Raw genomic sequence first — 12,208 nt, forward strand, 5'->3', positions numbered from 1 at the left:
CTTATTCCTCTAAAATGTACAGCACATCAGGATTTACATAACTCAGCGATGAATGCAGGCGCTGTAAAAACAGAATTCCTCAATATCTATTTAATATCCCTGTACTTGTTTTTTTTAGCCAATAGTAGTCATAACTTGCCAAAGTGATTACCGTTCAAGATGTATTGGTCGCTGCATTTTTTTGTGTTTATGAAGTTTTTTATCCAATGGGGCGGCTTTCAGTTCGACATTTTTGGTCATACGTTTAGCCAGTTTAATGAGGAAGGTTAACTGTCTTTTTCTGATCAAAAGGCACTGCTGCTGACCAGAAATTCATAACGTTCTGGGCGGATATAAAACACTGTGGACTCACAGGCACGTCCATCATCCAGCCATGACGTGCGTTTCATCACCAAAAGTGGCGCTTGTTTGCGGATACCCAGATGTTCGGCGATATCGAAAGTCGCAGCCGTGGCACTGATTGCCATGTCTGCGCGCTGGATATGCCAGCCGAGCAAGGATTCAAACAGATCATAAGAAGGGTGGCTTGCGGCACAGAATGCCTTTTTCGGCTTCCGCCCCGTCTATCTGTTTGGTCGGCAGCGCGATGATAGTAAGGTGTGGACATCGGCACAGTTTATTACCTTTGAGGGCCTCGCGCAGAATTAGGCTATGGTCGCGCGAAACGTCAAATAGGCATCCAACACCCCTTGAGGGTCTTCGACCTGCGGATAGTGACCGATGTTTTGCAGTGCCGTGACATTCGGTTTCGGAATCAGGGCTTGGTAGCGCTCAACCATATGTCCACCAGACACAGGGTCTGCGATACCATCGATTACTTTGACGGGAATAGCCGCTTGCTGAATGGCACCGACCCAGCGGGCACGATGCTGACGGCGTTCGGGGATATAGTGCAAGAGCTTAGGCAGTAAGCGCGCGCCTTTGTTTGTTGTGATCAGTTGCCAAAAGCTGTCAATGAGTTCGGCATCAGGCTGCGTGTTTTGACCAAACACGCGTTGCATGTTGCTGGCAAGTTTGTTGCGGCTGTTGAGACGAGCAATGATCGGACCGATGGGGGAGCGCAGTAATTTTTGAATCAACAAGGGGCGATGGCTTTCTGGAAATAAGCCACCGTTCAAGAAACACACACTATTCAATTGTGGGCGCGGTTGTTCTTGTGCATTGTGCCGTGCAAGTAGCTCTTGCGCGACCGTGTCACCATAATCATGAGCGAGCAGGTGATAGGTCTGCACGCCATGCTCAGCCAGTAAACGCTCAAAAATATCGGCTTGATCCATGATGCTATACGGATAGTCCGTTGGTTTATCCGAAAATCCAAAACCAATCATATCCAGCGTCATCACGCGATAATGGCGGGTCAATGCTGGCCAGATTGCCTCCCAGTCCCAAGATGCAGTAGGGAACCCATGAATCAGCAGCAACACGGGGGCAGAGACCGAGCCTTCAACGCGTGAGAAAATACGATAGCCGCGGTGGGTGAAAAACTGTCCTGCGGCCTTCCAGTCGGTAAGTGCAATGCGAGTCATCGCTAATCCTTTAACCCATCCCATAATGTAGCATTCATACCATACGCCATCGTATTAGTCGAATCGATGAGACAGTCCTGTGGACATGGGATTAGATTTTTATTTGTTAAATATTACCCGGGTAATATTGACGATATAATTTTATACGGGTAATATTATTCTACTCACTGTATTCTTGTATGCGCTATGCTTGCAAGGCGCCGTAAAATTTTTGTCTTAGGAAACGTGTATGACCTCCCTTACATCTGCTGCACCGTCTGCACCCAAGCCTCTGTGGCGCACCTATCTCGTGATTTTAATTCCCATGATGCTGACCAATGTCTTACAGGCCAGTGCCGGAACCATAGACAGTATTTATCTGGGACAGATGATTGGGGTCAATGCGTTGGCTGCAGTCTCGACATTTTTTCCGATCTTCTTTTTCTTATTTGCGATCATTATTGGTTTGGGCTCGGGTACGACCGTACTCATCGGTCAGGCTTGGGGTGCCAAGGATCTGGAAAAAGTCCGTGCAGTCGCTGGCACGGCGCTGTGCCTGATGTTAAGTCTGGGTTTTGCCATCAGTATGGTGGGCAGTGCTTTTGCGCCGAATCTGATGCAACTACTGGGTACGCCTGCCAATATTCTGGTTGATGCCACGCGCTATGCGCATTTGATGCTCTTGGGCATGCCTGTTATCTTTTTGCTGTGGCTCATGACCTCCATGAGTCGCGGAGTGGGGGATGCCGTGACACCACTGTGGGCACTGGTCCTGACAACCTTGATTTCATTGGTGCTAACCCCTGCATTCATTCGCGGCTGGTGGGGATTGCCTCATTTAGGCGTGATCAGCGCAGCGGCATCCACCCTGATCGCTTCGGTGATTGGGATTGCATGGATGATGTGGCACTGGCATCGCAAGGGACATCCACTAGCCTTCAATGAAGCGCTATTGAACTGTGTGCGGGTGGATGGGGTGATTGCGCGCAAAATCTTGAGCATTGGGCTGCCTTCCTGCTTTCAGATGCTGACCATGGCTGTGGCGGAAGTTGTGCTGTTGGGCTTGGTAAATCGGCATGGCTCAGAGGCAACGGCGGCGTATGGTGCAGTGAACCAAGTGATGAGCTGGATTCAATTGCCAGCCATGTCGCTGGGAATTTCGGCATCGATTCTGGCATCCCATGCCATCGGTGCGGGGAATGGTCATCGACTGGGTGCCATCGTACGTACCGGTCTGGGATTGAATGTGGTCATCACGGGCTTTTTTGTCGCGCTGGTTTATCTGCTGGCTCCGACCATCATCGGCTTGTTTATCACGGATGTTGCAGTGATCCAGATGGCGCTGACTTTACTGCATATCGTGGCATGGAGTGTGATTGTGCTGGGTCTGGCGACGGTCTTGACTGGAACCATGCGCGCCAGTGGCACAGTGTTACCGCCGACTGCGTTGGGTGTGTTTGCTATCCTGTGTATCGAGCTACCGGTTGCCTATGTCTTGAACGCGCGAATTGGCATTGAGGGGATCTGGTACGCCTATGCGTTGACCTTTGTGGCGATTTTCAGCTTAAACGCCCTCTACTACCGACTGGTCTGGCGACATAAACAGATTGCACGCTTGATTTAAAGCATGCCCAGATGTAGCGCCTGTATGCGTAGTCATGCAGGTAGTCGCCATGAGGGCGCAGGCTGGCATATACTCGCGGCAATCCTTCATTGATCTGGGGTGTTACCTTGCGTGTTATCGAGTTGCCCTCATGAATCTTCACGATACCGTTACTCGTTATGAAGGGCTCTTGCGAACGGGGCAGTGGTTTGCACAGTTACCCGAGTCACTGCAAACTTGGTTGCTGGATACCGCAACCGTGGTACATCTGCATGCGGGGCAAGTCTTATTTGAGCAGAATGATGCGGCGCATGGGTTATATGCGGTGATCTCGGGCTGCATCAGTATTAGTCGCCAGCGAGCCGATGGCAAAGAGGCGCTGCTTACTCTGATGGAGTCGCCACATTGGTTTGGCGAGATCACGCTATTTGATCGCATGAACCGCACTCATAATGCAGTCGCCCTCGGGGAGACCGTGTTGATTCATATTCGTGGTGAACTGCTGGATCAGCTTTTGGCAAAAGAGCCGCATTATTGGCAGAACTTCGGGCAGTTGCTCACCGATAAAATTCGCTTACTGTTGAATCAAGCCGAAGATCTGGCACTGCGTACCAGCGGGCAGCGTTTAGCAAATCGACTGGTATTTTTTGCAGAAAATGCCAGCAACCGTGCTGATCGTAGTCGTCGTATCATTCCGATTCCACAGGAACAATTGGCGATGATGCTATACCTCACACGCCAGACCACCAACCAATTACTGAAAGACTTGGAGCGGCAGGGCTTCATTAAATTAGTTTACGGTGCGATTGAAATTTTGGATATTGAGGGACTACGGACTTTTGCCGATCCACCGCTAATCAACAAATAGGGGTAATTGTCGGCTATTTGACAAAGCATAGCCTGCAATTGATTTAAAATAATCACAAGAACAAATCGCTACGCGAATAACGTATCTATGGGCATCCTCGAAGCGTCTGCCCATGGATGAATAAAAAAGCCAGCATATTCACAAGGAGTATCACATCATGCCAGCCATTAAACTCAATGCAGAATGGTCCAACCTGATGCAACAATACAAAGCAGACCATCAAGACCCTCGCAACCAGCGCTGTCACAGCATTGGTATCCCCCTGATTTTGGCCTCACTGCCCATTGGCGCAACGGTCATTGGTTTACCGATAGCGGTGCCGCTGTTTACCGTGGGTTGGGGCTTTCAGTTTGTCGGTCATTATTTTGAGGGCAAAAAACCTTCTTTCACCGAAGATCGCCGTCAGTTGTTAGTCGGTGCACTGTGGTGGGCGCAGAAGCAAGGTTTGAAGGTTGTGGAAACCAAGACCCCTGCCTAATCATGCGTTCGTCCCAGCGACGGATCGATAACGCGACCAGTTAAGCCGAGTCACTTTCAACGAAAGGCTCGGCTTTTCTTTAAACCCTGAATTGAAGATTAAAGAGACTTAATATGGTTAGACCACCGATTGCATGGCGTCCTACGGTCCCCGCTGGATATCGCGGTCCATGTATTGCGCTGATCCATGGCTTGGCCGCAGGAAAGCATATGGAGCGCCATTTGCTCAGTTTTTTGCGTGCCAATGGTTATCCTGATACCACGCTCTATAGTAATCATCGTTATCATGCACGGATCGCTAAAGATCTGGCGGTCGCTGCCAAAGCAGGTCGCCCGATCGTACTGATTGGTTATAGTCAAGGCGGGATTCAGGTGGTCAAAGTTGCGCGTAAGCTGGGCGAGCTTGGTTACGCCAGTGATTTGGTGATCTCCCTTGCTGCGGGAGGCTTGGGCCGCTGGTTTCCTGCGCAGTGGGGTTTTGATGTGCGCAAGATCCCCGCCAGTGTAAAGCGCTATTTGAACTACTTTGCCGCACGTGATGTGCTCGGCACTGATCGGCAGGTCGATGACAATCTGGCGCATGCCGAATCCGCAAAAACGCATCTGGAAAACATTCGCTATCCGCTGGAAGCGGGCGTGGATCACTTTGCGATTGTGCGCTGCTATCCTGCCAAGCGTGTGCTGCCTGAAGTGCAGAGTTTGTTTCTGGATCGACTGCTGGCTGAACTCTCACAACTTGATACACAAGCAGGCTAAAGTCGGAGTAGACTTCGAAATCAGGGCGGCTTGTCTTATATTTAATGATAATTTTAAATGGCAATATTCTGCGGGTGATTAGGGAATAATCATGAAAATTTGCATCTATGGTGCGGGCGCAATCGGGTGTTATATTGGTGGGCGGTTGCAGGCAGCGGGCAGTGATGTCTGCTTGATTGGGCGTGCCCGTATTGCTGAGCAACTGTGCCAGCATGGCCTGTCATTGTCCAATTATCGTGATCAACGATGGCATCTCGAACCGAGCATCATTCGCTTCTCTACCGATGCGGCAGTGGCAGCTAGTGCGGATCTGGTTTTGGTGACGGTGAAATCTGCGGCAACAGCCGCTGCGGGTGCTGAGTTGGCCGAACTCTTAAAACCCAATGCGCTGGTCATCAGTTTTCAAAATGGCCTCGGCAATACCGAGGTGCTGCATCAGGCACTGCCACATCACACCGTGCTGGAAGGCATGGTGCCTTTTAATGTTGTGCACGATGGGCATACTTTTCATCAAGGTTCCGAAGGCGAACTTGAAGTGCGTGAGCATGCTGGCTTATATGCTTTCCTCGATGATTTTAAACGTGCAGGGCTACCGCTGATTGAGCACTTTGACATGCTACCGATCCAGTGGGCCAAGCTGTTACTCAATCTGAATAATTCTATCAATGCACTGGCTAATCTGCCGTTGAAAACCGAACTCTCCCAGTTAGATTACCGCCGCTGTCTGGCGCTGGCGCAGCGTGAGGCGTTGGTGTTGCTCCGCACCGCGAAGATTCAGCCTGCCAAGCTGACACCGATTCCTGCACACTGGATTCCACGTTTATTGAATGTGCCGGATATACTGTTTACACGGCTGGGTGCCAAGATGCTGACCATCGATCCACAAGCCCGCTCTTCGATGTCCGATGATCTTGCGGCAGGGCGGCTTACGGAAGTGGATTGGATCAATGGTGAAGTCGTACGGTTGGCGAAACAGCTAGGCCGAGACGCACCCGTGAATGCGCGTTTAATGGAGCTCGTACATCGCGCTGAACGAAGTGAGATTCGCCCGAGTTGGAAAGGATCGGAGTTGCTTGCGGAACTTCTCATTGCAGGGCCGGGGACGGATCGACTGTAGGCAAGTGAGTGAAATGTGAAGTTTTATTTATCGAGAATATGAATATATAGACTGGGATTAAAAAGAACCCACACTGGGGACGTGTGGGTCAAAAAACATACTCTTAAAGCCGAGGAGGGATTTTCGAAGTAAGCGGGCAAGAAGGACATCTTTTCCTTAGATCGAATTATGACATTGCTTTGATGACCTAAGCCTGACGGGAAGATGATAACGTTGTCAGAAATCAAACCACCACAAAGGTATTCAAATGCGCAGCAATGCGTGGATAGAGCTCACGTGGAATCTTAGGAATGGTCTTGCGCAGCATCCGTTTGTAAATGGAGATCACGAGAGCAATAACGCCATTTAAGGTTTTATCAACGACATAGTTAAACTTCATCAGATCTTTCGGGGTGATGAACAGCGGCTTCATGGTTTCCTCTAAAGCGCGCACCAACATCTCGATCACTTCATCCAAGTTATCATTGCTGCCATCGGCTAGTGAGCCGAGCACCCGCTGTAAATCCACAGCAAACTCGGGTGTGATATTAAAGGCCAGATAGGGTTTGCTATCACCACTCAGTTCTAACTGGTGCATCATGGTGTGATAATGGGCAATGATGGGAGGGAGACGATCATTGGAGATAAAGTTGCCGACCCACTGGATATAGTGGCGAGCTTTGGCTTTTACATCTTCCACTTTGACTTGCGTATCTTCGAATTTAAGCGAAGGATTCATGCTTGCCAATTCATCGAGTAAGGTGACCAGACCTGAGTCGATCAGATCGCAGTTGGCTTCAATGAGCAGTTCCAGCCCCAATTTTTTGTCAGCATCAGTCACTTCTGTTCGGGTACGCTGATAGAGTCCTTCGAAAGCAATAGGAATATAGTCGCGCACAGTGTTGGCAAAGTAAGGTGGCTGGATGCTACTGGCTTTTATCAAACGGGTCTGCATTTTTATATTATCCTAAAGCGAAGTGTTCATCTCTTTTGTAGTCTAGATAACGATAGCGGCGATTTCTATGTGGAGTCTTTGGACGTCACATGTCTATCTATGGGTGCCTCATCATTCGATATGTTGTTCCAGACCCTATCCCTTCCTTGAGACGTGTAGATTTAGACATCGCGCTGAGATATTCGTGAGTAGAGACTTGCCGTACGGGCGACTGACGTCTTTGCTTGTCGAAGAAGCGCTGATTATTGGTCGAGTCTAATTGAGTTTCCATAACGAATCATTGACCTTAAAACAGATCCTTGTGGCGCAAATGTCAGTGTAGATGCTATTTTTTAATCGAGCACTTACAGGCATTTTATTGACCGAGTGGTCAGTCTATTATAGCGTTTGCACACGGGATATCTCGTGTGCAAATGTAATCAGTGCATTTGAGACATGATCGATCACGGCATTACGCTATGCAGATGAATACCGCTGTGATGTCATTGAAATAAGGTACTTTCGACCTCGTCTGCCCAGCTAAGCCATGCTTCTTCACTTTTGATTCCACGCCTTAAGGTCAAGTAAGGCATTTGAAATTCGCGGCGACTGGCGACATCGGCTTGGATAAAAAACTGTTCTAATGCTTGAAACTTCTCGAGTTGCTGGCGATGAATAATGCGATGCTGCGCAAGCTCTGCGCGGATGATTTCCAAATCTTGCGGCTGGGCGCCGTAGAGCTTGACCAAGAAAGCATCATTGATGCGTGGGGGACTGACTGGGATACGCATCCATCCTTGTAGTGCGCTGATACCCAGCGATGTGATGGAGTAGACCTTGCGGTCGGGCTTATCGGTTTGATGTTCCACGGTATATTCGAGCAATCCTTCTTCGCTGAGTTTTTTCAGTTCCAGATAAATCTGCTGATGACTTGCATTCCAGAAATTGCCGAGCGTCAGTTTAAAACGTTGAGCGAGGTCATAGCCCGATCCGGGTTCTGAGCGTAGCAACACCAGAATAGCGTATTTAAGCGACATGCCTACATCCCATAAAACGACTCTTAAAGGTTGGATGATTCCACATTCGTCTTGATGACGACCTCATCATGGTGATTCTAAAAGTGAAAGTCTAGAGACTCGTAAATATATATGCAAGATATTGCATATGGTGTTTACTTAATGTACATTTATATGCAAATATTTGCATATGGAATTTTTGAAAATGAAACGGACAGGTAAGCGTTATCGCACGGGTCGTGCGGCCGAGCATTATGATGTGATTGTGGTTGGTTCTGGGATGTCTGGTCTGACCACCGCGGCGCTGTTAAGTAAAGTGGGTCAGAAAGTCTGTGTGCTAGAGCAGCACTACACCGCAGGGGGCCTCACCCACTCATACGAAAACAATGGCTATGAGTGGGATGTGGGCGTGCATTACATCGGCGAGGTGCATAAGCCCCATTCGCCGATTCGTAAACTGTTTGATGTGATCTCTGATCAACAGTTGAAGTGGGCACCGATGGATGATGTCTATGATCGGGTGATCATTGGCGACAAGTCCTATGATCTGGTGCGCGGGCGGGATAATTTCAAAGCGAACCTAAAAAAGCATTTTCCAGACGACGCTCAGGCGATCGATGCCTATGTCGCGCTTGTCGATAAAGTCGCCAAGGCGTCGCCGCTGGTGTTTATGGATAAAGCCATTCCAAAGCTTTTAAGCCACATCTATACCCGCTTTAAGTCCCGGATCTTGCCACGTGAAGCGATGATGCAAACGCAGACGGTGCTAGAGGAGTTGACCAGCAACCCAGAGTTGATCGGTGTGCTTGCTGCACAATGGGGTGACTATGGCACGCCGCCGCAAGAGTCGCCGTTCTTTATGCATGCCATGCTGGTCAAGCATTTCTTTGGTGGGGGCAATTTTCCGGTGGGCGGGGCATGGAAGATTGCCGATACCATCATTCCGGTGATTCGTGCCAGTGGCGGCGAGGTGTTTACCTATGCGCGCGTGGCAGAAATCCTGATCGAGAATAAACGCGCGGTTGGCGTACGTCTGGACAATGGCGATGTGCTGCATGCGGATAAAGTGGTCAGTGCTTGCGATGTGCGCCTCACCTTTGAAAAGTTATTATCTCCCAGCATCCAGCAGCAGTATGGCTTTGCTCAGAAGCTTAACAAAGTCGCCCCTTCAAAAGGCTATCTCAACCTGTTTGCCGGATTCAAAGGCACAGCGGAAGAGCTCAATCTGCCGAAAACCAATCTCTGGGTTTATCCTTCAGCCGATCATGGCGGCAATATCACGCGTCATGAAGCGGATTCTGACAGCGAATTTCCCGTATTGTATATTTCATTCCCTTCGGCCAAAGACCCGGAATGGGATCAGCACTATTTGGGTAAATCGACGGTAGAGGTCGTCGTACCTTCTTCGATGTCATTTGACCAATGGGCGGGCACGACGTGGAATCAGCGCGGTGAGGACTATGAAGCGGTTAAGGCGCAGCTCAGTGAGCGGATTTTGGATGCGCTCTATCATCATGTACCTCAATTGCGCGGCAAGCTCGACTATAGTGAGCTGTCCACACCGCTCTCGACGATCTGGTTTCAGAACAATACCTATGGCGAGATTTACGGGCTGGATCACACCGTCGATCGCTTTAAGCAAGACTGGCTACGCCCACAAACGCCGATCAAAGGATTGTATCTAACGGGTCAGGACATCCTGACTGCTGGGGTCACAGGAGCGCTGATGAGCGGCTTGTTGACCACGGTGGTGATGCAGGGTTTAAGTGCCCACAAAGTACTGAAGCTATTGAAATAATCTATTCGCTGCCGATGTTGGGGTGCTATAAGTTCCCCACACCGCCATCGACCAACAGTTCGGTACCCACGACAAAGCTGGATTCGTCCGAGGCCAGAAACACTGCAGCCTTGGCCAGTTCCAGCGACGTGCCCATGCGTCCGATCGGTACCAACTGTCGAATTTCTGCTGCCAGTGCATCCAGTTCCTCATCTTTTAGTCCTAGTTTTTGCAGTGCTGGCGTCGTGGTGGGGCCGGGGCTTAGGCCATTGACGCGTATACCGCGCTGAATCCATTCGCCGGATAGCGTTCTCGCCAGTGAGAGCAAGCCTGCTTTACTGGCGGCGTAGGCGCTGCTTTGTGGTAAACCGATGCGTGCACTGACTGAGCCACAGAGGATAACGGAAGCAGGATTGGCCAATAAGGGCAACAGCACTTGCAGTAGGAAGAATGGCCCTTTTAAGTTGGTCGCCATCAGGTTGTCATAGGTCTGTTCATCCCAATCCTCAAGAGGACGATGTGTGACATCACCTGCATTTAAAAAGGCGATATCCAAACGCGGCCAGACGTGTCCAAGCCGTTCTGCCAAGGCACGTTGATCGTCAAGTTTCCCCGCATCGCTTTGGATCAGGATGGCTTCATTGCCCAGTAAACCTCCTGCTTCTTGGAGTGCCTCAGCGTTTCTGCCAGTGATGGCAACTTTTGCACCTTCTGCCAAAAATTGACGTGCAGTTTCTAAACCGATTCCACTGGTTGCCCCAGTAATGAGTGCGTATTTGTCTTTTAATCGTGACATGGTCATCTCGCTTTTTGACTGTGATCAAACCCATTGTTATTCTTTTAGTTTCTGAAGTATAGTAGGTACCATATAGATACTAATAGACAAGGCAGAGCCTAATGGTGTCATCACTCAATTCCGCGGAAACAAAAAAAGTGCTCATGTCAGAACCACTGCCGCGCTGTCCGATGGTGCAGTTTGTGGACCTGGTGTCGGGCAAGTGGGCGATTCCGATTCTCTATCGGTTGATCCTGATCGATGCACCGATTCGATTTAATGAATTACAACGCGCAATTGCACCCATCACCCAAAAAGAGCTGACGCGACAATTGCGTGGTTTTGAGCAAAAAGGACTGGTGACAAGAACCATCTATGCCGAAGTGCCACCGCGGGTCGAATACGAAGTCACCCGCTTGGGTAAAACGCTACGCGAGCCTCTTGCCGCACTGGCTGAGTGGATGCAGGTACATGAAGGGGATTTGGCTTAAACATTGGGATGTGTAGGGTGGTCACTACGCCCATTTAATCATGTGCCGTATTGTCTTCAATACGCCGTACGCCTTTGATGCGCTCGATTTGCAGGCGCACACTGGAGAACTCTCGCGCTGAGATGCGTGCAAACGAAATCAAGACCTCATCGGTGTCAGGTTCGTTTTCGCCCTGACGGACGACGAACTTTTTGATCCGCGAGCTACCAAGCCCCAAAGCCAATTCCAGCGCATGAATCGTCATGCTGCCTTCATCGACGATCAGATGCAGTTTGTGGCGTTGTCTGGACTCGAAGTACCATTTTTCTAAGGGTTTGAGACCCGCCAGAATAAACAGGATGATCACGGTGGCACTGATCGCAGCGACATAGAGCCCACCACCAATGGCGAGTCCCACCGCTGCAACCGACCATAAGCTGGCAGCCGTGGTCAGTCCCCGAATCACTTCTCCACGCAGCAGGATAGAGCCGGCACCCAGAAACCCGATCCCTGAAACTACTTGAGCCGCAACCCGTGACGGATCGAGGATCACGTGTGGATTATCCAGAATATCGGCAAAGCCAAAGGACGAAACAATCATGATCAGTGCTGATCCGACGCTGACCAGCATATGGGTGCGCAGACCTGCCGCCCATGACATGCGTTCGCGTTCAAAACCGATCAAACTGCCGAGGACTGCCGCAAGGAGCAGGCGACAAATGAGTTCAGTCTGACTAAGCATAAAAGATCCTCTTTAACTGAATAATGAGCATTTTCAATGTAACGTCATGAGTCTGACCTGACAAATAAGCATGTGAGATAACCTATTGAGAAAATGTGTCAGAAGGGGCTGTTGTGGTGTGTGCAATTGCAAAACTGCGATGTGATGCCATGTGTTTGAGTCGGCACGATTTTTATTCAATCTAAAAAT

At 49.8% G+C, this 12,208-nt stretch carries 12 protein-coding genes and 1 pseudogene; 7 read left to right on the plus strand and 6 right to left on the minus strand.

Annotation, left to right across the window (positions count from 1 at the left end):
• Nucleotides 1–284 precede the first annotated feature (284 nt).
• A pseudogene (locus ACLHG7_RS05240) lies at nt 285–515 on the minus strand (UTRA domain-containing protein); the annotation flags it as partial.
• A gap of 129 nt (nt 516–644) precedes the next feature.
• On the minus strand, nt 645–1,526 hold the full coding sequence (locus ACLHG7_RS05245) for an alpha/beta fold hydrolase (RefSeq protein WP_410209984.1): 882 nt from the start codon (nt 1,524–1,526) through the stop codon (nt 645–647).
• Between the two features lie 229 nt (nt 1,527–1,755).
• On the opposite strand from ACLHG7_RS05245, the gene ACLHG7_RS05250 reads away from it, so the two are divergent.
• From ACLHG7_RS05250 to ACLHG7_RS05270, 5 genes are all read left to right on the plus strand, one after another.
• The gene (locus tag ACLHG7_RS05250) at nt 1,756–3,129 is read left to right on the plus strand and encodes an MATE family efflux transporter (protein WP_410209985.1); all 1,374 of its coding nucleotides are present in this window, start codon (nt 1,756–1,758) and stop codon (nt 3,127–3,129) included.
• 130 nt (nt 3,130–3,259) lie between these two features.
• A complete protein-coding gene (locus ACLHG7_RS05255; RefSeq protein WP_410209986.1) occupies nt 3,260–3,976 on the plus strand; it encodes a Crp/Fnr family transcriptional regulator in 717 nt (238 codons plus the stop codon).
• A 157-nt stretch (nt 3,977–4,133) separates the two neighbouring features.
• Nucleotides 4,134–4,454 (plus strand): Mpo1-like protein, encoded by a 321-nt coding sequence (locus ACLHG7_RS05260; protein ID WP_114900202.1) that lies wholly within the window; start codon nt 4,134–4,136, stop codon nt 4,452–4,454.
• A gap of 113 nt (nt 4,455–4,567) precedes the next feature.
• Nucleotides 4,568–5,209 (plus strand): alpha/beta hydrolase, encoded by a 642-nt coding sequence (locus tag ACLHG7_RS05265; protein WP_410209987.1) that lies wholly within the window; start codon nt 4,568–4,570, stop codon nt 5,207–5,209.
• A 91-nt stretch (nt 5,210–5,300) separates the two neighbouring features.
• Entirely contained in the window at nt 5,301–6,326 is a 1,026-nt protein-coding gene (locus tag ACLHG7_RS05270) for a 2-dehydropantoate 2-reductase (RefSeq protein ID WP_410209988.1), read from the plus strand.
• 223 nt (nt 6,327–6,549) lie between these two features.
• Here the strand turns inward: ACLHG7_RS05270 and ACLHG7_RS05275 are convergent, their stop codons facing one another.
• Both ACLHG7_RS05275 and ACLHG7_RS05280 read right to left on the minus strand, forming a co-directional pair.
• Nucleotides 6,550–7,260 (minus strand): hypothetical protein, encoded by a 711-nt coding sequence (locus tag ACLHG7_RS05275; protein WP_410209989.1) that lies wholly within the window; start codon nt 7,258–7,260, stop codon nt 6,550–6,552.
• Between the two features lie 482 nt (nt 7,261–7,742).
• Entirely contained in the window at nt 7,743–8,276 is a 534-nt protein-coding gene (locus ACLHG7_RS05280; RefSeq protein ID WP_410209990.1) for a PadR family transcriptional regulator, read from the minus strand.
• A 184-nt stretch (nt 8,277–8,460) separates the two neighbouring features.
• Between ACLHG7_RS05280 and ACLHG7_RS05285 the strand changes: the two genes are divergently transcribed.
• Nucleotides 8,461–10,053: a phytoene desaturase family protein gene (locus tag ACLHG7_RS05285; protein ID WP_410209991.1), complete on the plus strand. Its 1,593-nt coding sequence runs from the start codon at nt 8,461–8,463 to the stop codon at nt 10,051–10,053.
• A 25-nt stretch (nt 10,054–10,078) separates the two neighbouring features.
• Here the strand turns inward: ACLHG7_RS05285 and ACLHG7_RS05290 are convergent, their stop codons facing one another.
• Nucleotides 10,079–10,828, minus strand: a complete 750-nt coding sequence (locus ACLHG7_RS05290; protein ID WP_410209992.1) for an SDR family oxidoreductase — start codon at nt 10,826–10,828, stop codon at nt 10,079–10,081.
• A 143-nt stretch (nt 10,829–10,971) separates the two neighbouring features.
• On the opposite strand from ACLHG7_RS05290, the gene ACLHG7_RS05295 reads away from it, so the two are divergent.
• The gene (locus ACLHG7_RS05295) at nt 10,972–11,298 is read left to right on the plus strand and encodes a winged helix-turn-helix transcriptional regulator (protein WP_410209993.1); all 327 of its coding nucleotides are present in this window, start codon (nt 10,972–10,974) and stop codon (nt 11,296–11,298) included.
• Between the two features lie 34 nt (nt 11,299–11,332).
• On the opposite strand, the gene ACLHG7_RS05300 is transcribed toward ACLHG7_RS05295, so the two are convergent.
• Nucleotides 11,333–12,019, minus strand: coding sequence for an MgtC/SapB family protein (locus ACLHG7_RS05300; RefSeq protein ID WP_410209994.1), 687 nt, complete (start codon nt 12,017–12,019; stop codon nt 11,333–11,335).
• Between the last annotated feature and the right edge of the window lie 189 nt (nt 12,020–12,208).

Origin of the sequence: Aquirhabdus sp., from assembly GCF_046462495.1 — a bacterium.
Classification (GTDB): Bacteria; Pseudomonadota; Gammaproteobacteria; order Pseudomonadales; family Moraxellaceae; genus Aquirhabdus.